Consider the following 22,470-nt stretch of genomic DNA (forward strand, 5'->3'; position numbering starts at 1 on the left):
GTTGTGGCTTTGCTTTGCATAGGTCGGTCGTTCCCTGTCGATGAAAGACCAGAGGGCCCAGCAAAAAGCCCGGCATTTCGGCCGGGCCTTGGGCAGTTCTCTGGCGCGCAATCAGCCGCGCAAGACGCCACCTGTCGCTTTGGCCACCTTTTCGATGATTCTGGCGCTGACCGCCTCAATCTCGGCTTCGGTCAGGGTCTTGTCGGTCGGCTGCAAGCGCACCGAAATGGCCAGCGACTTTTTCCCAGCGCCCATCTGCGCCTCGGCCTTGTCGCCGGTGAACTGGTCGAACACCCGCACCGCCGCGATCAGCGCCTTGTCGGCCCCTTGCGCGGCGTTGACCATTGTCAAAGCCTCCACCCCTTTGTCCACCACAAACGCAAAGTCCCGTTCCACCGGTTGCAGGTCGCTGGCTTGCAGCGCCGCCTTGGCGGTGGCGTTCACCTTTGGCTGCGGCACGGCCTCAAGATAGACCGTCAGCGCCATCGCAGGCCCTTTCACATCCATCGCGGCCAAAACTTTCGGATGCACCTCGCCGAACATCGCCAGTTTCACCGGCCCAAGGCCGATTTCGCCCGAACGGCCCGGATGGAACCAGCCTTCGACCTTGCGCCCGACCTGCACGCGCTGCGGCGCGCCAAGGGCGGCCAGAACCGCCTCGGCATCGGCCTTGGCGTCGAACACATCGACCATCCGGCGCGAGCCATGCGGATCGCGCGCCGCCTGTGCGCCGACCAGCAGCGCCGTCGCCTGCACCCGCTGCTCGCCCGGTTCGCCGCCCGTGAAGACCGGCCCCAGTTCAAACAGCGCCAGATCCATGAAACCCCGCGCCTGATTGCGCGCCGCCGCGCGCAGCAGGCCGGGCAAAAGATCGGGCCGCATATGCGACATTTCCGAAGAAATCGGGTTGTCCACCCGCAGGGCATCGGAACCGCCGCCGAACAGCGCAGCCGCGCCTGCATCAATAAAGCTGTAGGTGACGCATTCGTTGTAACCCAAGGCCGCCAGCGTCCGCCGCGCTGCCTTTTCACGCTTTTGCAGCGGTGTCAGGATGGGTTTCGGCACGCCCGGCAGCATGCGGGCCATAGGCTGGCCTTTGAGGTTCGACAGCGAGGCGACGCGGGCCACCTCTTCCACCAAATCCGCCTCACCCTGCACATCGGGCCGCCAGCCGGGTGGGAAAGCTTGGTTGCCCTCCAAGCGGAAGCCCAGCGCGGTGAGCGTCTGACGCTGTTCCGATTCGGGGATGTCGAGGCCCACCAGCGCGCCGACACGGGCCGGATCAAAGCGATAGCTGCGGGTCATGTCGGGGATGGCCCCGTCGATGACCACATCGGAAGGCGTGCCGCCGCAAAGGTCCAGAATCATCTGCGTCGCCAGTTCCAATCCATCGACCGTAAAGGCCGGATCAATGCCGCGTTCAAAGCGATAGCGGGCGTCGGAGTTGATTTTCAGCGCGCGGCCCGTGGCGGCAATGGTGATCGGATCCCACCAAGCGCTTTCCAGAAACACATCGACGGTTTCCGGCGTGCAGCCCGAGACTTCGCCACCCATGATGCCCGCCAGACTTTCCGGCCCCTGATCATCGGAGATCAGCATCTGGCCCGCCGCCAGCGTATAGGTCTTGCCGTCTAGGGCCAGCAGCTCCTCACCCCCCTTGGCGGGATGAATGCGCAGGTCGCCTTTGACCTTGGCCGCGTCAAAGACATGCAGGGGGCGGGACAGGCCGAAGGTGAAATAGTTGGTGATGTCGACAAGGGCCGAGATGGGGCGCAGCCCGATGGCCTTTAGCCGCGCCTGCATCCAATCGGGCGAAGGGCCGTTCTTGACGCCGCGAATGACGCGGCCCGAAAAGACGGGGCAGCCTTTGGCCTTCAAAGCCGGGTCAATCTGCACGCCGATGGGCGAAGGGAATTGGCCTTTGATGGCGACAATTGGCATGTCTTTCAGCTTGCCCAAACCGCGGGCCGCCAGATCGCGGGCAATGCCGCGCACGCCCAAGGCATCGGGGCGGTTCGGGGTGATCTTGACCCAGATCATCGGGTCATTGAGGCCCTTGTAGTCGATGTAGCGTTGGCCGAGTAGCGTGCCTTCGGGCAGTTCGATGATGCCATCGTGGTCTTCGGACAGTTCCAGTTCGCGTTCGGAACACATCATGCCGTTCGATTCAACGCCGCGAATGACCCCCGGTTTCAGATCAACGCCGGTGCCCGGCACATGGGTTCCGGGCGGGGCGAAAACGCCAATCAGGCCGGTGCGGGCATTGGGGGCACCGCAAACAACCTGCACCTCGACCGATGGGCCATCCGGCCCTTCTGGCCTCGTTTCCACCCGGCAGACGCGCAGGCGGTCGGCGTTGGGATGTTGCGAGGCCTCGATGATGCGGGCCACGCGGAAGGCCCCCAGCCGGGCTGCCGGATCCTCGACCCCTTCGACCTCATGCCCCAGATCGGTCAGGGCGAACAGGATTTCGTCCAGCGAGGCCGAGGTTTCCAGATGGTCTTTCAGCCAGGACAGGGTGAATTTCATGGCAAGGGTCCGCAGATAAGTTGTGACCGCACGGGATTAGCCGAAGCCGGACCAAAGTAAAAGGGCGCGGATTTGGCTTTACTTTAGGCCAAGGCCGCTTAGTCATTTCGGCATGGGACGCCAGAAACTTGTATCCGATGCCGAAGTCTTTGCCCTGATCCGCCCGCTTTTGGTGGCGGGGGGCGAAAAAGCCGTGTCCTTTGGGACGGTTTCAAGGGCGACGGGGCTGGCGGGGGCGACGCTGGTGCAAAGGTTTGGCACGGCGGATGGGATGATCAACGCCTTGGCGCGGGCGGAATGGGCGGCCTTGCAGGCGCGGCTGGCGGACCTGCCCGATGGGGCGGCGCATCAGGCGTTGAAAGCCTTGGGGGCGTTTCCGGCCTGGCTTTTGGTGATCAGCCAGCGCGAGGTGGGGCTGCGGCAGACGGCGCTGGATTTCCGGGTGGCGGTGCAGGCGGAACTGGCGGGGCGTCTGGGGGGCGGGGCCAAGGGCCATGAACAGGCGGCGCTGGCCTTTGCCCTTTGGCAGGGTCAGGCGCTTTGGGAGGCTTTGGGGGACAAAGACTTTCGCCTGAAGGATGGGATGAAGCGGATCAGCGGGTAAGGGCAGGGGCGGCCCGGCAGGAAAAAGGGGCCGTTCCGGCATGGAACGACCCCAGGGATTAAGCTTGGTTTGGGTTAGGAAGCGGCGCGGCCCTGACGTTCCCGCATCCCATCGCGGATGATGGCCTTGATCAGCGCCACCCCCATAAGGGCCAGCACAAAGCTGAAGGGCAGCGCGCCGATGATCATGGCGGTCTGGATGGCCGACAGACCCCCGGCGAACAGCAGGGCGGCGATCACCAACGTCAGGGCGACGCCCCAGACGACGATGTGAATCCGGCCCTTCTGCGTCTCATCCCCGGCGGCATTGATCGTGTTGATGATCAGCACCGCCGAATCTGCCGAGGTGACAAGATAGGTCAGCAGCAAGACCACCAGCAGCGCCGACATGGCGACGGCCAGCGTTGGCGACAGCAGTTGGTTGACCGTCACGAACAATTGGCTGGAGAGGCTGGCATCGAGAATGGCACCGCCCGCACCGCCGTTCAGTTCCAGATCAATGGCAGTGCCCCCCGCCATGGCGAACCAGATGAAGCACATGAGCGAGGGGACAACCATGGCACCCAGCACATATTCCCGCAGGCTGCGCCCTTTCGAGATCCGCGCCAGAAACAGGCCAACGAAGGGGGCAAAGGCGATCCACCAAGCCCAGTAGAAGATGGTCCAAGACCCCTGCCATCCGGCCAAGGCATCGCCGGTTTCGGTGCCATCGGGTTGCCAGACGGTGAACATCATGGCGGGAAGCGCCAGAAGATAATCCCCAATGCCGACAAACAGCGCCTTGAGTGCAAAGGCCGTCGATCCGAACAGCAGCAGAAAGGCCAGAAAGAAGAAGGTCAGGCCCATGTTCAGGTTCGACAGCCATTTGATGCCCTTGCCGACGCCTGACAGCGCCGACAGCGTCGAAAGGCCCATGACAAGCAACAGCGCCACGACCATCGCCGCATTGCTGGGGCTGCCATCGGCGGCCATCAGCCAGCCCGCGCCCGAAATGTTGTGCAAGCCGCTGGCGAATTGCGACACACCAAAGCCGATGGTCACGGCCACGCCCAGCACCGTGGCGATCACCGCCACAATGTCGATCACATGGCCCAGCCCGCCGGACAGGCTGCTGCCGAACAGCGGCGTCAGCCCTGAACGGATCGTCAGCGGCAGGCCGCGCCGATAGCTGAAAAAGGCCAAGGCCAGCCCAGTCAGGGCATAGCAACCCCAAGCCGTCAGCCCCCAATGCAGAAAAGACCACTTGAACGCGCTGCGCACCACGTCGGCGCTTTCGGCCTGCATCTGGCCCATGATGATTTCGGGATTGGTCGAAAAGTGATAAATCGGCTCACCGGTGGAATAGGTTAGCATCCCGATGCCGATCCCGGCCCCGAACATCATCGAGAACCAGGAAAAGGTGGAGAACTCGGGCTTTTCCCCCTCGGCCCCCAGCCGGATGCGCCCGGTCGAAGGCCAGATGGCCAGCGCCAGACAGGTCAAAAGGTAAAAGGCCATCACCAGGATGTACCAAGTACCAAAGGATTTCAGCAGATAGCCGTTCACCGCCGAAAGCATATCGCCCGCTTGCTGCGGAAAGGCCGCCGCCCAGACGATCAGCAGGCCCACCAGAATTTTCGATCCGACGGTGACGATGGTGTTGAAGCCCTCATAAAAACCGGAATTGGCGGTTTCGATGGGCAGGTCCGTAAGGGGTGGCTTGATGGTCATGTCTAACTCCCTATGTTACGTCCCGGCGCGTTTCACGCTCTTGTGACGCGGCGAAAATGCGGCATGTCACAGATTTGCGACGACCAGTCGCGAAGCATCGGGCCCTAAAAACGACACTGGTGTCGATTTTTCGACGCAGCCGTCTTGGGGCCACAGGGATTTTGCTGGGGAGAGAAAGGGATTCAGCCGGATTTCAGCTGTTAGACCAGCGCTGCCACAGCCAGATCAGCACCGCGGCGCCCAAGACGGCGCCGACAAAACCGGCGGTCCATCCTGCAATTGTGACCAGCACGCGCAGGATCAGCCAGCCGACAAAGGCCCCGCCGACACCGATGGCCATGGTGGTCGGCACATCGGTTTGCACCTTCATCAGCCGCGTGGCCAGAAAGCCCGCAGCGGTGCCGATGATCAGGATCAGCAGGATGGATGGCATGGACGTTCCCCTTTCCCGCAAGATGGGGGGTCAGGCCTTTGCCATCAAGCCCCCAGAGGTTTTGTCAGCAGCACCCATTCGCTGGCCTCGACCGCCCAATCGCCTTTCACCACATTGCGCCTTGCGCGTTCTTGGTATCCCTTGGCCCGATAGAGCCGCTGCGCCTCGGCATGGGTGTCGGCGGCGATCAGGCTGATCACGCTTTTGCCCATCGCGTGGGCCACCACCTCGGCCTGCGCCAAAAGCGCCGAACCGCAGCCGCGGCCGCGATGGGCCGGATCGGTCGCCAGAACGTTCAGATACCAGGAACCCGGCGCCAAAGCCTCAAGCTGTAGCAGGGGCACAAAGATTTCGGGCGTGTCGGGGTCAATCCCGCCCGGTTCTTCATCGGCTGGATAGCCCAAAAGGCAGGCCGCCACCGCGCCATCCACCTCGGCCAGCCAAGCGTTGCTAAAGGAGAAGTTGCCCACCGCCCGCGCCGCCCTTTCGCGGCCATAGGCCAAGGCATCGCCCTCTGGCCCCACCGATTTCCGCCAGAAATGCAGCGGCAGATCATCCGCCGCCATATTGATGAACCGCACCAGATCGCCCGCATCCGACGCTTTTGCCTTACGGATCAACATCCCCGCCCCCTTCTTGCCTTGCCAGCCGCACCCCGCCGCCCTACCACAGGCCAACAACCCCGCCAAATCCTGAAAGGACTGTCATGAGCGATATGGTTTTCCGCTTTCCCGCCCCCGGACCCGAGCCGCTGCTGACCGATCTGGAAGGCTGGGTGAAGGTTGAGGGCAACCCGACGATGAAAACCTGGGTGCAGCATACGTCCATCGACGGCTGTCTGATCAGCGGCACATGGGAGGCCACCACCGGCACTTGGCACGCCAGTTACAAATTCTACGAATTCGTCCACCTGATCGAAGGCCAGATCACGATCACGCCGGATGGGGGAGCGGCTGTGACCCTGCATCCGGGCGATGGGTTTGTGGTGGAGCCGGGGTTCGCGGGGCATTGGCGGATTGAGAAGCCGGTGCGGAAGCATTTTTGTATTCGGTTGAAGTGACGGGGGGGACTGAACCCACCGCAACGGTCGGCCGGATCAGGCCGTGGCGTGCGGATTTAGCTGCCCTGCGTCGGGCAAAGGAGCGCGCTAGAGTTTGGCCGCGAAAAGTTATCCGTCCATGCGGCGACGCGGAAGAAAGCCGAGCTCAAAGCATGCGCGGGGCCGGTGGCTGCTTCCGTGTCGCATAAGGATCAAGGCTAGCTTGCAGTAGAAGAGCGGGGGTACGATCTGATAGACGGGTTTGAAGGGCAAAGGCGTGATGGTCGCGCAGGATGGAATGGCGCGGGCGACTCATCCAGTCCACACGTCCTTTGACGGTGATGGTCAGCGATCAGGGTTTCAACCAAATGTAGTACATGTTGATAGAAGATATCGCGGCCGTGGCCGCGCGATATGTCTACGGTCACGAGGTCGGACAAGTTTACCTCCAGGCCCGAACGCAATTCTCAATGTCTTCAGGTGGAATCTGATCGCTGAAGCCACCGCTCGACCGGCCACTTTTGGCTACAGCAAATGGTTCGACAGCCGGTGGGTGGCAGTTGTTGGCCTGACCTTCGCAACGCAGCCTTTTCCCCGATTTTCATGCGTAGGCCGCTCTGCGGAAGGGGGCGGTGCCACCAGAGTGCAGAAAGCGCAGCTTGCTGCTGGTGTGGATTGGCAAAGTGGGCCTGCGCAGAACAAGCCGCCCGACCGCAAGATTCAGGCGGCCTGCTTTGAATGGAACGTAGCGCACCATTGCAGGATCGCTTCGCTGTCAGGCCGCAAAAGCGTTTCCAGCCCCCCCGCAAAAGCTATGAAAGCATCCGAATTCAGGTTGTTGACGCCCAGCAGCACGGGGATATCCAGCTCCAGCGCCAGAATGATGGCTGGAACCAGTCCGCGCCCCTCGGCCTCGCGCTTGCCAAATTTGTTGACGATCAGAAGGTCGGCGCCGGGAAGGCGGTCAATCACCTGCACCACGCTCTGTTCAAGCGCGCCGCTGTCCAAACGGCAACCCCGCGCCAATTCACCGCGATCTTCGCTGATGCGGACCTGCGGACCATCAGGCAGAATGCGGATATCCATGTCGCAATGGCGGCGCCCTTCCCGTTGCAGGTTGCTCTGCACCGTTCCGGCAAGGCGCAGGCCCTGCTTTTCCAGATCGGCCACGACATCGGCCAGAAGGGCATCGGTCGCCCCGCGACCGGGAACCGAGACATAAGCCAGTTTCATCATGCGGCCTTTAGGTTGACGCCCTCGACTTGGGCGGATTGCAAAAGGGTTTCGGCATAGGCACGGACGGCATGAACCCAGGCCGATTTCTCCGCTGCCAAACGCAGGCGGGGGGCGACCACGGCAAAGGGCAGAACGTCGCCCAATGCAAAGGCATCCAGTCGGATCAGGTGAAAGCCAAAGGGGGTTTCAACGGGGCCTGCGATCTGACCCTCATCCATCACCCGAAGGGCGCGTTCAAAGGCGGGAACGGTGTCCCCCGGCCCGACCTGGCCCAGACGCCCCCCATGGGCGCGGGAGGAACAGGCGGATTGTTCCCGCGCGATCTGGTCCCACAGGGCTGGTCGGTCCAAAAGACTGGCCAGGGCTACCCCAGACAAAGCCCTAGCCTTTTGCCGCGCCTCGGTCTCCTCCTCGGGCGCAGCAAACAGGATATGCGCCACGTCCCACAGGGGTGGGGCACGAAAGCGGTTGGGTTCAGAGTCGTAAAGCGCCCGCAAGGCCGCGTCATCGACAGGTTCAGGGGTCACCGCTTGTTCCAGCAACTGGCGGATCAGGGCCTCCTCCTCGGTTTCCCACTGACCGGGGGCGCTTTCTTGCGGGTCGGGCGTCAGACCCACCGCACGGGCCTTTTGCAACAAGACTTCGCGCAGGGCCAGCGCTTGGGCGGCGGACCGCCAAGCCAGGCCAGGTTTGCCCTTGGGGGCGGGGTGCATCTGCGCCTCGGCGGCGATACGGGCCGGGTCGATGGTAACGCCATTGACCGAAACGGGGGGCAATAGCGGTTTCATGCGCGGTCCCCCTTCAGCGGTTCAACACCCGGCACCGGGGCACGCGCCCCCCGGCGGGACCGGACAATCTGATATCCGGGCCGCCAGAGGTAACGGACGGGGGCGGAAACCATATGGACAAGGCGGGTAAAGGGGAACAGCAGAAAGATTAGCAAACCCAGCGAGATATGCGTTTTGAAGATCCAGTGGACATCGGTGATATGATCCGCTGCCCCGGCCTGAAGATAGACAATCCCTTGGGCCCAGGACATCAGCTTGGTCATCTCATGTCCGTCCAGATGTTGCAGCGAGACAAAGATCGACCCAAGCCCCAGCAAAAGCTGCAACATCAGCAAAACCATGATGCCGGTATCGGCAAGGGTCGAATGGGCGCGGATGCGGGGATCAAAGAGGCGGCGGTGCAACAGCAAAAGACCACCGACCAGAGCCAAGGTTCCAGCCACGCCGCCCGCGATGACGGCGAGCAACTGCTTGGCCCCATGGCTGATGCCAAGGGCGTCAAACAGGGCGATCGGGGTCAGAAGGCCCACCATATGCCCTGCCAGAATGAACAGAACGCCCACATGGAACAGGACAGAACCCAGAATGAATTGGCGTTTGCGCAAAAGCTGGCTGGATTTCGTTTTCCAGGTAAAGGGGTCGCGTTCATAGCGGGCGATGCTGCCCATGATCATCACGGTGATGGCGATGTAAGGAAAAATGCCAAAGATGAAGTTGTGCATCTGGGCCTCCTTTATTCTGCGGGTTGGGGTTGGGGCGCATCCATCCGCGCCAGAAGATCACGGCTGACAGGGCAGCCGGCGTTCGGATCGGGTCCAAAGACGACCTGGGCTTCGGCATAGACCTGATCCAGCGCCGCCAGATCATTCGGGTCATCATCCGGCTGGGCGGCCAAAAGGGCCGAGGCCGCATCATCCCCCGCTTCGGCAAAGGTCGAAACCGTTTCCAGCACGGCGGCATAGGGGCTGGTGCGTCGCGCCAACCGTTCGGCCAGGGCCGAAAGGATGGGGCCAGCATCGGCCAGCACATCATGGGCGGTTTCCAGCGATTGGGTCGACAGGAATTCCAGCAGAACGGGCAGATGATCGGGCAATTCGGTGCTGTCCAGATCAAGGCCCCCCGCCCGATAGATTTCCAAAAGGTCCAGCATCGCGCCGCCCCGGTCGCGGCCTTCGCCGTGGATATGTTCGAACAGGTTCAGCGAAAGGCTGCGGGTCCGGTCAAACAGCAGAACATAGTCTTCCTGCAAATCCCACAGATCGCCCGTCGCCAGCCGTTTCAGCAGGCGGTCAAGGTCAGTCAGCCGATGGGGGCCGAACAGGCCCTCCTCATGCAGGATGTGGCGAATGGTGGGGATCGCCTCGACCAGTTCGGCCGAAGGATAGGTCAGCAGCGCGGAAAGGGCCTGAAAGCTTTTCATGACTGGATGAACTCCGTCGGGGCGCGGAAGGTCTTGCCGCCGCCAAAAAGGGATTTGCCGTTGCTGCCCGAAGAACAGCCGTTGCTGTCGGTAAAGCCGCAACCGGACCGCAGGTCATAGGCGTCTTCGACCAGCTCGCGGTGGGTTGTGGGGATCACGAAACGCTTTTCGTAATCGGCGATGGCCATCAGGTCATACATCTCTTCGATCTGCCCCGGTGTCAGCCCCACCTTTTCCGCCGCCCCAAGGTTCAGGATTCCATCGACCGATTTCGACCGCATATAGGACCGCATCGCCAGCATCCGCTCCAGCGCGGCGACGACAGGTTCTTCGTCCCCCGCTGTCAGCATATTGGCCAGATAGCGCACCGGAATGCGCAAGCTGCGGACATCGGGCATGTCATCTTCGGCGGCAATACGGCCGGCCGCTGCTGCGTTCTGAATGGGCGACAGGGGTGGCACATACCAGACCATCGGCAGGGTCCGGTATTCCGGGTGCAGCGGAAAGGCGATCTTCCATTCCATCGCCATTTTCCAGATGGGCGAGGCTTGCGCACCTTTGATCCAATCCTCCGGGATGCCTTCGGCACGGGCAGCGGCGATCACCTTGGGGTCGGATGGGTCAAGAAAGACGCCAAGCTGGGCATCGTAAAGGTCCATTTCCTTTTCCGTGCTGGCCGCTTCGGCGATCTTATCGGCGTCATAAAGCATGACACCCAGATAGCGGATGCGGCCCACGCAGGTTTCCGAACAGACGGTCGGTTGCCCGCTTTCCAGACGCGGATAGCACAGCGTGCATTTTTCCGATTTGCCGCTGGACCAGTTGTAATAGATTTTTTTGTAGGGGCAGCCCGAAACACACATCCGCCAGCCCCGGCACTTTTCCTGATCAATCAGCACGACACCATCGTCTTCGCGCTTGTAGATGGCCCCCGAGGGGCAGGCCGCGACACAGGCCGGGTTCAGGCAGTGTTCGCAAAGCCGCGGCAGATACATCATAAAGGTGTTTTCATATTCCCCGTAGATGTCCTTCTGGATGCCTTCAAAGTTGTAGTCTTTCGACCGCTTTTCAAACTCGCCACCCAGAATCTCTTCCCAGTTCGGGCCCCATTCAATCTTTTCCATCCGCTGGCCCGTCAGCTTTGACCGGGGCCTCGCCGTGGGAAAGGCCTGCATTTCGGGGGCCGATTTCAGATGGTCATGGTCAAAGTCGAAGGGTTCGTAAAAGTCGTCGATTTCGGGCAGGTTCGGGTTGGCAAAGATATTCGCCAGAACCCGCCATTTCGCCCCCTGTTTCGGCACCAGATGGCCCGCCTTGGTGCGGCTCCAGCCACCGTTCCAGCGCTGCTGGTTTTCCCAATCCTTGGGATAGCCGATGCCCGGCTTTGTTTCGACATTGTTGAACCACGCGTATTCCACGCCTTCGCGGCTGGTCCAAACGTTCTTGCAGGTCACCGAACAGGTGTGACAGCCGATGCATTTGTCCAGGTTCAGCACCATGCCGATTTGCGCACGCACTTTCATTCTGCTGCCTCTTGGGTTGCGGGTTGGTCCAGCCATTCGACCTTGTTCATCTTGCGGATGATGACGAATTCGTCGCGGTTGGCGCCAACGGTGCCGTAATAGTTGAAACCATAGGAAAGCTGGGCATAACCGCCGATCATATGGGTGGGTTTCAGAACCGTGCGGGTGACCGAGTTGTGAATGCCGCCGCGCAGGCCGGTGATCTGGCTGCCCGGTGTGTTCACGATCTTTTCCTGGGCGTGATACATCATCGTCATGCCCTCCTTGACGCGCTGCGACACCACCGCCCGCGCCGTCAGCACGCCATTGCTGTTGAAAACCTCGATCCAGTCGTTGTCGAGGATCCCCGCTTTTCTAGCGTCCACTTCGGAGACCCAGACCACCGGGCCGCCCCGGTTCAGGGTCAGCATCAACAGGTTGTCGGAATAGGTCGAATGGATACCCCATTTCTGGTGCGGGGTGATGAAGTTCAGGATGACATGCTTTTCCCCCGCCTTCAGCTTGCCTGCCGCCGGGCTGATGGTTTTCAGATCGACCGGAGGCCGCCATGTGACAAAGGTTTCCCCAAAGGCGCGCATCCATTCGTGATCCTGATACAACTGCTGCCGCCCCGAAAGGGTGCGCCATGGGATCAGTTCATGCACGTTCGTCCAGCCGGCGTTATAGCAGACCTCTTCGCTTTCGATCCCCGACCAGGTTGGGCTGGAAATGATCTTGCGGGGCTGCGCCGCGATGTCGCGGAAGCGGATCTTCTCATCCTCTTTCGGCAGGGCCAGATGGGCATGTTCGCGCCCCGTGGCCTTGGTCAGCGCATTCCACGCCTTGACCGCCACTTCACCATTGGTTTCGGGGGCCAGCATCAGGATCACTTCGGCCGCATCAATCGCTGTGTCGATTTTCGCCAGCCCCTTGGCCGCGCCATCCCGATGCACGCCGTTCAGCGCCTTCAGGTGATGCACCTCGGTTTCGGTGTTCCAGCCAATGCCCTTGCCGCCATTGCCCAGCTTGTCGAGCAGGGGCCCAAGCGAGGTGAAGCGGGCGTAGAGGTTGGGATAATCCCGTTCGACGGCGATATAGGCGGGGGCGGTTTGACCGGGGATCAGGTCACATTCGCCGCGTTTCCAGTCGGCGACATGGGGCTGCGTCACCTCCATCGCGGTGTCATGTTGCAGGGGAAGCTGCACGATGTCGGTTTCCACACCCAACACTTCTGGCGCGACTTCGCTGAACTTTTTCGCGATGGATTTAAAGATTTCCCAATCGGTTCTGGATTCGTAAGCCGGGTCCACCGCCGCCTGAAGCGGGTGGATAAAGGGGTGCATGTCCGAGGTGTTCAGGTCATCCTTTTCATACCAGCTGGCGGTGGGCAGGACGATATCGGCATAGACAGCGGTGGTGGACATCCGAAAGTCGATGGTCACCAGCAGATCGAGTTTGCCTTCGGGGGCCTGATCGTGCCAGCGCGCCTCGACGGGCTTTTGGCGACCTTCCTGCCCTAAATCGCGGCCCAACACGCCGTGATCGGTGCCCAGTAGGTGTTTCAGGAAATATTCATGCCCCTTGCCCGACGACCCCAGCAGGTTCGACCGCCAGACAAACAGATTGCGCGGCCAGTTTTCGGGGGCGTCCGGGTCTTGGCAGGACATTTCCAGACGGCCCGCTTTCAGCTCCCGCGCCACGTAATCCTTGGCCTCGATCCCTTCGGCGCGGGCCTTGCGGCCCAGCTCCAGCGGGTTGGTCCGCAGTTGCGGGGCCGAGGGCAGCCAGCCCATCCGTTCGGCGCGGATATTGTAGTCGATCAGCGAAAGCTGCTCCCAATCGCCTTTGGGCGCAGTCGGCGACAGGATTTCGCGGGCCGAAACGGTTTCATAGCGCCATTGGTCGGTATGGGCATACCAAGCGCTCGTTGAATTCATGTGGCGCGGCGGGCGTGCCCAATCGGTGGCAAAGGCCAAGGGGGCCCAGCCGGTTTGCGGGCGCAGTTTTTCCTGCCCCACATAATGCGCCCAACCGCCGCCCGATTGGCCGATGCAGCCGCAGAAGATCAACATGTTGATTACGCTGCGATAGTTCATGTCCATGTGGAACCAATGGTTCATCGCCGCACCGATGATGATCATCGAACGGCCCTTGGTCTTTTCGGCATTGGCCGCAAATTCACGGGCGACCTGAATGATCTTGTCGCGGCGAACCCCGGTGATGCGTTCGGCCCAAGCCGGGGTAAAGGGTTCGTCGGCATCATAATCCCGCGCAACGTTCTTGCCGCCCAGACCACGATCCAAACCGTAATTCGCGCAAAGCAGGTCAAAGACGGTGGCCACCTGCACGTCGCGCCCATCGGCCAAAGTCAGGCGTTTGATGGGCACATTGCGCGCCAGCACCTGCCCGCGTGGATCGTTTTCAAAGCCGTTGGTGGCAAGGCCGCCGAACCAGGGGAAATCGACGCTGGCGATGTCGTCGTGGTCGGTATCCAGAATCAGCGTCGTTTTCAGGGAAACTTCGGTGCCGTCGGCCTTTTGCTCAAGGTTCCACTGGCCCGCATCACCCCAGCGGAACCCGATAGAGCCATTCGGCACGACGATCTTGCCGCTGTCGTCAAACCCTACCGTCTTCCATTCCGGCTTGTTCGCCTGCCCCAAACCGCCCAGGTCGGCGGCGCGCAACTGACGCCCGGGGATCAGGCGACCGTCCTGTTCCTCCAACAGCACCAACATCGGCATATCGGTGTAGCGGCGGCAGTAATCTTCGAAATAGTCCACCTGCCGATCCAGATGGAATTCGCGCAGGATCACATGGCCCATCGCCAGCCCCAGCGCCGCGTCTGTGCCCTGTTTCACGTTCAGCCAGATATCGCCGAACTTGGTCGCCTCGGCATAGTCCGGGGACACCACCGCCGACTTCGCCCCGCGATAGCGCGCCTCGGTATAAAAATGCGCATCCGGCGTGCGGGTCTGGGGCACGTTGGAACCCCAAAGGATCAGATAACCCGCATTATACCAATCGGCACTTTCCGGCACGTCGGTCTGTTCACCCCAAGTTTGGGGCGATGCGGGGGGAAGGTCGCAATACCAGTCATAGAAGGACATGCAGGTGCCGCCCAGCAGCGACAGATAACGCGACCCTGCCGCATAGCTGACCATCGACATGGCGGGGATCGGCGAAAAGCCGAAAACCCGGTCGGGGCCATAGGTCTTGGCCGTATAGGCGTTGGCGGCGGCGGTGATTTCGGTCGCCTCCTCCCAAGTTGCCCGCACAAAGCCGCCCTTGCCGCGGATGCGGGTATAAGACGCCCGCGCCGCTGGATCAGACTGGATCGCAGCCCAAGCGGCCACCGGGGCCAGCGTCCGCCGCTTTTCGCGCCATAGCTTCAGCAGACGGCCCCGGATCAAGGGCGTCTTCACCCGGTTGGCGCTGTAGAGATACCAACTGTAGGACGCCCCCCGCGCACAGCCACGCGGTTCGTGGTTCGGCATTCCGGCGCGGGTGCGGGGGTAATCGGTCTGTTGGGTTTCCCAGGTGACAATCCCGGATTTCACATAAATCTTCCAACTGCATGACCCGGTGCAGTTCACCCCATGGGTCGAACGCACAATCTTGTCATGCCGCCAGCGGGAACGATACGTATCCTCCCAGTCGCGGTTTTCAATCGTGGTCTGGCCGTGCCCATCGGCAAAGGTATCCTTGCGCAGGGTTTTAAAGAAATTCAGGCGGTCGAGGAGATGGCTCATCGGCTGGCCTCCTTATGCAGCGGGTTGGGCATGGGCCGCAGGGCGCATGCGATGTTCGATGTCGTGAAGCAGGCCGCCCCGGCGGGTGTAGACGGCCCATGTCAGGATCAGGCAGACCCCGTAAAACCCGAGGAACAGCCAAAGTGCGGCGATGGGGTTGCCCGTCAGCGCGATCGAGGAGCCATAGGCCTTGGGGATAAAGAACCCGCCATAGGCACCGATGGCGCTTGAAAAGGCGACGATGCCCGCCGATTCCATGGCGGTCTGGCGCGCCAGATCGGCCCCCGAAAGCTGCGGCATCAGACGGGGCACTTCCTTCCCCATGATCACGGGGATCATCTGAAAGGTCGAGGCGTTGCCGACGCCAGTAAAGAAGAACAGCGCCATGAAGCCCGCGAAAAAGGCGGTAAAGTTCCCGGCATTCAGCGCCCAGATGACCACCGAGACGCTGGCAATCATGCCGACAAAGACCCAGAAGGTGACACGCCCGCCGCCCAGACGGTCAGCCAACCAGCCCGTTCCCGCGCGGGAAAGCGCGCCGACCAGCGGGCCAAGAAAGACATAGCCCAGCACGTCCATATCGGGGAAGGCGATCTTAGCCAGCAGGGGGAAGCCCGCCGAATAGCCGATGAAGCTGCCAAAGGTGCCGATATAAAGCACACACATCAGCCAGTTGTGACGCCGCGAAAAGATCACCGATTGCTGGGTGAAACTCGCCCTTGCATCGGCAATGTCATTCATCCCCAGCCAGGCGGCCACGGTGGACGCCAGAATGAACGGCACCCAGACAAAGCCTGCGTTTTGCAGCCACAACTGCCCCCCATCCGGCAGGCTTTGCGCCGCCCCGCCCATGGCACCAAAGACGCCCATGGTGATGACGACGGGCACGACAAATTGCATGACACTGACGCCAAGGTTCCCCAGACCGGCATTCAGGGCCAAAGCATTGCCCTTTTCGGCCTTGGGGAAGAAATAGCCAATGTTCGCCATGGACGAGGCAAAATTCGCCCCCCCCAGCCCGCACAGCAGGGCCAGGATCAAGAAGACCAGATAGGGGGTTTGGGGATCTTGCACCGCATAGCCGATGCCCAGGGCGGGAACCATCAGCGAGGCGGTGGAAAGCGTCGTCCACAAGCGCCCGCCAAAGATCGGCACCATAAAGCCGTAAAAGATCCGCAGGGTTGCGCCCGACAGGGCGGGAAGTGCCGCCAGCCAGAACAGTTGTTCGGGTGTAAAGCCAAACCCGATGGCCGGCAGTTTGGCGACAACCATCGACCAGACCATCCAGACCGAAAAGGCCAGCAGCAGCGCCGGAATCGACAGCCACAGGTTCCGCCTTGCGATGCTGCGCCCCCTGTCCGCCCAAAAGCGGCTGTCCTCGGGCCGCCAGTCCTCCAGAACGCGCGGCATCCGGGTCCGCTCGGGGTGGTGGATTTCGGCCATTTCTGGCAATTCCGGCAGGGCATCCAGCGCCGCCCCATGCACCGCCCGTTCCATCGCGCGGATCGACAGATGCATCCAGGTCAGCGCCATCCCGACCAGCAGGAACAGCAGCGCAAAACAGGATGTGTAAATCCCCGTGGCATCCAGCAGCGCCCCAAAGACGATGGGCAGGATAAAGCCGCCAAGGCCGCCAATCATGCCGACCAGACCGCCCACAGCGCCCACATGGTTCGGATAATAGACGGGGATATGCTTAAAGACGGCGGCTTTGCCGAGGCTCATGAAAAAGCCCAAGACAAACATCGTCACCACAAAGGGCCAAAGGCCCATTTCGGTGCTGAAGTGGATCGGGCCGCCCTTGCCCTGAATGGTGTAATCGGTCGGCGGATAAGACAGCATGAACAGCAGGATCAGGCTGAAACCAAAGGTCCAGTACATCACCGAACGCGCCCCGAAACGGTCGGACAGATGCCCGCCATAGGCCCGGAACAGGCTGGCCGACAGGCTGAACGCCGCCGCCGCCATCCCTGCGGTCCGCACATCGACGCCATAAACGTCGATCAGGTAATGCGGCATCCACAGGGCCAGCGCCACAAAGGCCCCAAAGACAAAGAAGTAATAGACCGAAAAGCGCCAGACTTGCAGGTTCTTCAACGGTGCGAACTGCTGGGCCAGCGAGGGGGCCTTAACCCCTGCCTGACGCCGCGCAATCAGTTCGGGATCATCCTTGGCGAACAGGTAGAAGGCGACCGCCATCAGCGCCAGCCCTGCCGCCCAAGCGTTCGCAACCCCCTGCCAGCCATAGGCCACCATCACAAAGGGGGCCACGAACTTGGTGACCGCCGCCCCCACGTTCCCCGCGCCAAAGATGCCAAGGGCTGTGCCTTGGTGGCCCTTGTCATACCAGCGCGACACATAGGCCACCCCAATGATGAACGACCCGCCTGCCAGCCCAATGCCAAGCGCGGCAAAAAGAAAGGTGATGTAGGTGGTCGCAAAGGTCAGCAACCAGGTTGCCAGCGCTGCCGCCAGCATTTGCATCGAAAACACCATCCGCCCGCCGAAACGTTCGGTCCAGACCCCCAGAAACAGCCGCACCAGTGACCCTGTCAGGATGGGCGTCGCCACCAGAAGCCCGTATTGAAATTCGGTCAGCGACAGCTCTTTCTTGATCTCGATCCCAATGATCGAAAAAATCGTCCAGACCGCAAAACACGCCGTAAAAGCGATGGTTGACAGCGCCAGCGCCCTGTTCTGATCGCCTTTCGCGACCGTCGAACCCTCTATCATGGTTCCCTCCTGTGCCGGATCAGCCCGGTTTCAAAGGGTCATCGCGCAGGGTGGCCGCGCTCAACTTGATCTGAATCAAGTGGCAGCTTGGGCTATGGCCAAAACCAACAGTGATTGAGGTTTGCCTGCGAAGTACGGCGAAAATTTTGGTGCGGCACTTGATTTATCGTGCTCTTTTGGTTGATAAAGATCAAGCAATCTAGACCTGATCGGTTCCCATGCACGCCAAAGACCTGCCCGAGATCCGTCACCTGCCGCTTTTCCGCGACATGCGGCAAGCCAGCTTTGATACGCTGATGGACAAGGCCTATGCGCAAAGTTTTCCAATGGGGCTGGAACTGATCCGTCAAGGTGATCCTGCGGATTTCCTGCATGTCGTTATGGAAGGCTCGGTGGAACTTTATGCTCATTGGGCAGGGCATGAATCGACCATGGCGGTGGTGCATCCCGTGGGCACCTTTATTCTGGCGGCCTGCGTTCGGGACCAACCCTATCTGATGTCAGCCCGCACGCTGGAGCGGTCGCGGATCATCCTGATCCCAGCCTCCGATCTGCGGGTGACGTTTCGACAGGATCCCGATTTTGCAGTGTCAGTCGTGACCGAATTGGCGGGGTGTTACCGCGCCGTCATCCGCCACACCAAGGGGCTGAAATTGCGCAATTCGCGCGAAAGGATTGCGGCTTGGTTTTGGCGGCAAGCGGCGCAGAGGGGCAATTTGGCCAGTTTCGTGCTGCCCGTGGAAAAGCGGTTTCTTGCCTCGTATCTGGGAATGACGCCTGAAAACCTTTCGCGTTCGCTGAAATCGCTCGAGGCGGACGGGGTTAAGGTCGACGGCAGCCGCGTTATTATCACAGACCGGGCGCGGCTTGAGGCTTTGGTGCAGCCCGATCCTCTGATCGACGGGGCCTAAACCGCCCTATGCGGCCCAGAACAGCGATGGCAACGGTCAGCAGTTTGATCGTGCTTTCCTGTACGTTTGACTACTGCCGCATCGCCCACAGGACCATCGGGAACAAAGTAAAAGAACGCTAGACCTCCCGCCTTGGCTGCTCAGTCGATTGATCCCATGGTTAAGATCGGCTTCGCTCGTAACGCCTACTAGGACAGCAATCCCGGCGGCTGCCTTGGCACGGCCGACATTTTGTGGGCGGTTTGCAGCACCTGCTGTTCGTCCCTGACCGCAAGAGCTGCGCGCAATCGTGCCCGGTGGCTGCGGCTGACAGGCAGTTCAAGCCCGGTGTCCAGCTGACAGAAGACCCGATTTCCGTCGTTCTCAAGCCTTGCGATATGGGCCAGTGCAACCCAATGTGAGCGGTGGATCGGTTGTCCGGGGATCACATCAAGCGCTTCGACGGCACGGCCAAAGGACATCAGAATCAGGGCTTCACCGTTGCGCGTATAGACCCGCAGATAGTGCAATTCGGCCGAAATGGCGACGATATCGGTTCCGATACGCCGTGGCAGCCGGGACAAAAGGTCAAGCAATGCGCCGCCAAAGGCCGACGGCTCATCAAGCGAATCAGGACGTTCCGCAGAAGGCGGTTCGTCTGCATCCTTTTGCTGCGCGATCATGATCAGACGTGGACCGTTCAGAAGAACCCAGAACAGCACCGAGGTCACACCACTGTCGCGCAGTTCGTCCAGCAAGCTGGAAACGGAGATCGGCTCTTGGTCCATCTGGCCGTCCAGCAACTCGACAATCCTGTCCAACAGGACAAGATTGAAGACAGCAAAAAAGAAAGCACCCACCACCCCAACGGCCAGGACCAGCAGAAGGGGCGGCAAACGCTCGAACAAGGCAATACGGCCGAGATGGATTTGCGCCAGTTCAAACAGGAACAACGCCGAAGCGACATGGGCCAGCCAAAAGACGAACCGCGCGGGCAAATCCAGCCCTTGAGAGGCCGAAGGCTCGCTGACAGCAAGCCCGATAGCAAGAAGCGTGCCTGCGGCGATCAGGTAGCCGATCCAAGAGTTTCGGGGGTCGATGCGTGCCACAAGGCCATCGAGCGTGTGAAAGTGTGATCTGCTGGACATGAAAACCTGTTCGTCAGCCGCCTGTTCCTGAAAGTTAGCTGACCAAGCGCTGGAATCAAACCGGACGCCGACCATTCGTGCATCGCACCTGTCCGTTCGTGCGGATCGGCTGGTCCTCTTCCAAGGACAAGTGCAGCACCGGGCCATCCGGTCAGACGACCACACATCAAATATTCGCAGGGGCCTCGCCAAAGATGCTGCCGAACTTTTTCCCCGATGCCCTCGGAGGCGCAAGGTCCGGGCCTGCCCTATCGAGCCTTTACCGGGTCGAAATCTACAAACCTGCCGACCTCAGCGCCGTTCACTGGACAGCGCGGATCCTTGCCACCATCCTTCTTTGCTTCGCCCTTTTTGCGATCTGGCCTGAAATCGATCTTCGCTTCTCGGGCCTGTTTTACGATCCCTCAGCCGGCTTCCTGATCGAAGGCCATCCGCTGACCGAGGCGCTGCGTCTGGCCGTCTGGAATCTTGGCATTTTGCTTTGCCTTGCCGCAGCGATCTGCATCGTCCTTGGCGCGGCAGGCTACAATGTCGTTTTGTCGATCCGTGCTTGGGGTTTTATCTTGTTGCTTTATGGTCTCGCCCCGGGGCTGATGGTCGAGATGCTGACAAAACCCATCTGGGGGCGGGCAAGGCCAGCGCAGATCACCGAATTCGGCGGGAACCTGCCTTTCAGCCCTCCGAATGAAATGGTGGACTTCTGCACACGCAACTGCACCTTTGTTTCGGGCGAAGTTTCGGGGGCCACGGTCACGGGGCTCGCCCTTTTGTTGCTGCTCTTTCACCTGAAACCTCGGCTTCACAAAATTCTCTGGTTCCTTCTTTTGACAACGGCCCTTTGTCTGCCCGTTGCCATCGCCTTGCAGCGCATTGCCGCGGGGCGGCACTTTCTGTCCGACAGCCTTTTTGCCGTGCTGTTCACTTTGCTAATGGCGCTTGGCCTTGTGCGGTTTTTGCGATGCTTGCCGCACCCCATGCGTTGGTTGCGACCACGACAGGATGCCCTTGCCACGGCGCTGGGCCATGTCGCCAAAACGGGGCAGGAGTAGGTCGCCATCCTGCGGCACATCGACACGGCCAAGGGTCCGCTTTGAATCACCACGGATGAGGGGTTGGAAATCGGCCTTGATCTGGTTTTCGGCACTCCTTTCTTTGGCTCTTTGCGGATCTTCTATCGTCCCGAGATCAAGTGGCACGGTTCTCGGATGAAGGTTTCGGGTGTCGCCTGCCATGCAGCAAGGCCCGCCACCTCTTCGGGGCGACCGTGGCGCTTGAGCAAAGGTTACACAGGCCTAGGCTGCCGCCAAGCATCAGACCGTGGAGTGCGGGTCCACCATCCCTAGGGCGGGCAAAGCCTCGCGTTGCAGGATGGCTGCAAAAAAGCCATCGGTGCCGTGGCGGGCCGGCGTCAGGCAGAGGTGGCCTGACTGTGTTACGCCCGCCAGATGCGGTGCGGCGTCCCGCAGCGGCACCAGATGAAAAGCCGGGTTTGCGGCGAGGAAGGCCGTGACCTGATCCTCATTCTCTTCGCAAAGGACGGAACAGGTCGCGTAAACAAGCCGCCCGCCGGGCTTTACCAGACGCGCGGCGCTGGCCAGAATTCGCGCCTGCAAGGCGACAAGGCCTTCCAGCCCCAGTTCCGGGGCACGCCAGCGGGCATCGGGATTGCGCCGCCAAGTGCCCGTGCCGCTGCAAGGGGCGTCGATCAGCACACGGTCGAACCCCGCCTTGTGGCGCTTGATCCAACGGTCGGTTTCGCTGGACAGCACCCGCGTTTCGACATTGTGCAGGCCTGCGCCGCGCAGGCGTTCGGCGCAGCGTTTCAGGCGGGTTTCGTTCACGTCGCAGGCGACGACATAGCCCTTGTTCTGCATCTGGGCCGCGATGGCTAGCGTCTTGCCCCCGGCCCCGGCGCAGAAATCGACCACGCGCTCCTTGGGCTTGGCATCGACCAAAAGGGTGACAAGCTGCGACCCTTCGTCTTGAATTTCGATCTCTCCGGTTTTCAGCCCTGGCAGTCGCGCCAAGGAAAGACGTTCTTGCAAGCGGATGCCATGCGGCGAGAGGGGGGTGGGCTGCGGTCGCAGACCCATGCCCGTCATATCTCGCAGCATGGCGTCGCGCGTGGCCTTGATCGGGTTCACCCGCAGATCCAGCGGCGGGGGGATCAGGGTTGCTTCCATCTCGGCCCCGAAGCCTTCTTCGCCAAAGCGGCGCTGAAGGGGCGCCAGCGCCCAATCGGGGCATTCCAGACGCTTGGAATCAGGCATGTCGGGATGGGCGACACTGTGGCCTGACAAATTGGCCAGCAGCGTGGTTTCGGCGGCGGATAGGGCGGGTTTCAGGCCATCCCAAAGGTGCTTGATCTGGTTTGGGGTTTTGCCTTCCCCCAGAACAAGCCAAGCCAGCAGCCGGTTGCGCGGGGTATCTGCGCTGTTTTGCCGGGCCAACCACCAACCCAGCCGCGCCCGATGGCGCAACATTGTATAAAGCGCCTCAAGCACGGCACCCCGATCCCGGTCATCCAGATCGCGGCGGGCGCGGAAGAAAGCCGAGGTCACAGCATCCGCCGGCCGCGCGGCGGTTTCCACGTCGCGCAAAACGTCAAGGGTGGCTTGCAGCAGATGAGGGGTCACGATCAGACAGCCGGGTTGGAGCGGGACAAGCGCAAGGAAGGGTTTGGGTCGCGG

17 protein-coding genes are annotated in these 22,470 nt (G+C 61.3%); 4 read left to right on the forward strand and 13 right to left on the reverse strand.

Annotated elements, in window-relative coordinates; genetic code table 11:
- Positions 1–111: 111 nt before the first annotated feature.
- A complete protein-coding gene (pheT, locus tag IE095_RS06610) occupies positions 112–2,529 on the reverse strand; it encodes a phenylalanine--tRNA ligase subunit beta (protein WP_189410824.1) in 2,418 nt (805 codons plus the stop codon).
- 112 nt (positions 2,530–2,641) lie between these two features.
- Between pheT and IE095_RS06615 the strand changes: the two genes are divergently transcribed.
- Positions 2,642–3,133: a transcriptional regulator gene (locus IE095_RS06615; RefSeq protein ID WP_189410825.1), complete on the forward strand. Its 492-nt coding sequence runs from the start codon at positions 2,642–2,644 to the stop codon at positions 3,131–3,133.
- Between the two features lie 74 nt (positions 3,134–3,207).
- Here the strand turns inward: IE095_RS06615 and IE095_RS06620 are convergent, their stop codons facing one another.
- The 3 genes from IE095_RS06620 to IE095_RS06630 form a co-directional block, all read right to left on the reverse strand.
- A complete protein-coding gene (locus IE095_RS06620; protein WP_189410826.1) occupies positions 3,208–4,842 on the reverse strand; it encodes a BCCT family transporter in 1,635 nt (544 codons plus the stop codon).
- A gap of 193 nt (positions 4,843–5,035) precedes the next feature.
- Positions 5,036–5,275: a GlsB/YeaQ/YmgE family stress response membrane protein gene (locus IE095_RS06625; RefSeq protein WP_189410827.1), complete on the reverse strand. Its 240-nt coding sequence runs from the start codon at positions 5,273–5,275 to the stop codon at positions 5,036–5,038.
- Positions 5,276–5,319: 44 nt separating this feature from the next.
- A complete protein-coding gene (locus tag IE095_RS06630) occupies positions 5,320–5,898 on the reverse strand; it encodes a GNAT family N-acetyltransferase (protein ID WP_189410828.1) in 579 nt (192 codons plus the stop codon).
- Positions 5,899–5,981: 83 nt separating this feature from the next.
- Here IE095_RS06630 and IE095_RS06635 point away from each other — a divergent pair, with 83 nt between their 5' ends.
- Positions 5,982–6,335 carry a cupin domain-containing protein gene (locus IE095_RS06635; protein ID WP_189410829.1) on the forward strand — a complete coding sequence of 118 codons (354 nt, stop codon included), beginning with the start codon at positions 5,982–5,984 and terminating at the stop codon, positions 6,333–6,335.
- A 699-nt stretch (positions 6,336–7,034) separates the two neighbouring features.
- On the opposite strand, the gene IE095_RS06640 is transcribed toward IE095_RS06635, so the two are convergent.
- From IE095_RS06640 to IE095_RS06670, 7 genes are read right to left on the reverse strand one after another with little or no spacing between them, the layout of a single operon-like run.
- The gene (locus IE095_RS06640) at positions 7,035–7,547 is read right to left on the reverse strand and encodes a DUF2478 domain-containing protein (protein ID WP_189410830.1); all 513 of its coding nucleotides are present in this window, start codon (positions 7,545–7,547) and stop codon (positions 7,035–7,037) included.
- Entirely contained in the window at positions 7,547–8,338 is a 792-nt protein-coding gene (locus tag IE095_RS06645) for a peptidylprolyl isomerase (protein ID WP_189410831.1), read from the reverse strand. The genes IE095_RS06640 and IE095_RS06645 overlap by 1 nt, the downstream gene beginning before the upstream one ends.
- Positions 8,335–9,060 (reverse strand): respiratory nitrate reductase subunit gamma, encoded by a 726-nt coding sequence (gene narI / locus IE095_RS06650; protein WP_189410832.1) that lies wholly within the window; start codon positions 9,058–9,060, stop codon positions 8,335–8,337. Before narI ends, IE095_RS06645 begins: the two co-directional genes overlap by 4 nt.
- An 11-nt stretch (positions 9,061–9,071) precedes the next feature.
- Positions 9,072–9,758, reverse strand: coding sequence for a nitrate reductase molybdenum cofactor assembly chaperone (gene narJ, locus IE095_RS06655; RefSeq protein ID WP_189410833.1), 687 nt, complete (start codon positions 9,756–9,758; stop codon positions 9,072–9,074).
- The gene (gene narH, locus IE095_RS06660; RefSeq protein WP_189410834.1) at positions 9,755–11,281 is read right to left on the reverse strand and encodes a nitrate reductase subunit beta; all 1,527 of its coding nucleotides are present in this window, start codon (positions 11,279–11,281) and stop codon (positions 9,755–9,757) included. The genes narJ and narH overlap by 4 nt, the downstream gene beginning before the upstream one ends.
- The gene (locus IE095_RS06665) at positions 11,278–15,009 is read right to left on the reverse strand and encodes a nitrate reductase subunit alpha (RefSeq protein WP_189410835.1); all 3,732 of its coding nucleotides are present in this window, start codon (positions 15,007–15,009) and stop codon (positions 11,278–11,280) included. The genes narH and IE095_RS06665 overlap by 4 nt, the downstream gene beginning before the upstream one ends.
- Positions 15,010–15,021: 12 nt before the next feature.
- Positions 15,022–17,742 carry a nitrate/nitrite transporter gene (locus IE095_RS06670; protein ID WP_189410836.1) on the reverse strand — a complete coding sequence of 907 codons (2,721 nt, stop codon included), beginning with the start codon at positions 17,740–17,742 and terminating at the stop codon, positions 15,022–15,024.
- Positions 17,743–17,960: 218 nt separating this feature from the next.
- On the opposite strand from IE095_RS06670, the gene IE095_RS06675 reads away from it, so the two are divergent.
- The gene (locus IE095_RS06675; RefSeq protein WP_189410837.1) at positions 17,961–18,653 is read left to right on the forward strand and encodes a helix-turn-helix domain-containing protein; all 693 of its coding nucleotides are present in this window, start codon (positions 17,961–17,963) and stop codon (positions 18,651–18,653) included.
- Between the two features lie 188 nt (positions 18,654–18,841).
- Here the strand turns inward: IE095_RS06675 and IE095_RS06680 are convergent, their stop codons facing one another.
- Complete coding sequence (locus IE095_RS06680; protein ID WP_189410838.1) at positions 18,842–19,780, reverse strand: LytTR family DNA-binding domain-containing protein; 939 nt, start codon at positions 19,778–19,780, stop codon at positions 18,842–18,844.
- A gap of 194 nt (positions 19,781–19,974) precedes the next feature.
- On the opposite strand from IE095_RS06680, the gene IE095_RS06685 reads away from it, so the two are divergent.
- Entirely contained in the window at positions 19,975–20,829 is an 855-nt protein-coding gene (locus IE095_RS06685) for a phosphatase PAP2 family protein (protein ID WP_189410839.1), read from the forward strand.
- A 261-nt stretch (positions 20,830–21,090) separates the two neighbouring features.
- Here the strand turns inward: IE095_RS06685 and IE095_RS06690 are convergent, their stop codons facing one another.
- The gene (locus IE095_RS06690) at positions 21,091–22,416 is read right to left on the reverse strand and encodes an RsmB/NOP family class I SAM-dependent RNA methyltransferase (protein WP_189410840.1); all 1,326 of its coding nucleotides are present in this window, start codon (positions 22,414–22,416) and stop codon (positions 21,091–21,093) included.
- Positions 22,417–22,470 lie beyond the last annotated feature (54 nt).

Origin of the sequence: Neogemmobacter tilapiae (assembly GCF_014652215.1) — a bacterium.
Classification (GTDB): domain Bacteria; phylum Pseudomonadota; class Alphaproteobacteria; order Rhodobacterales; family Rhodobacteraceae; genus Neogemmobacter; species Neogemmobacter tilapiae.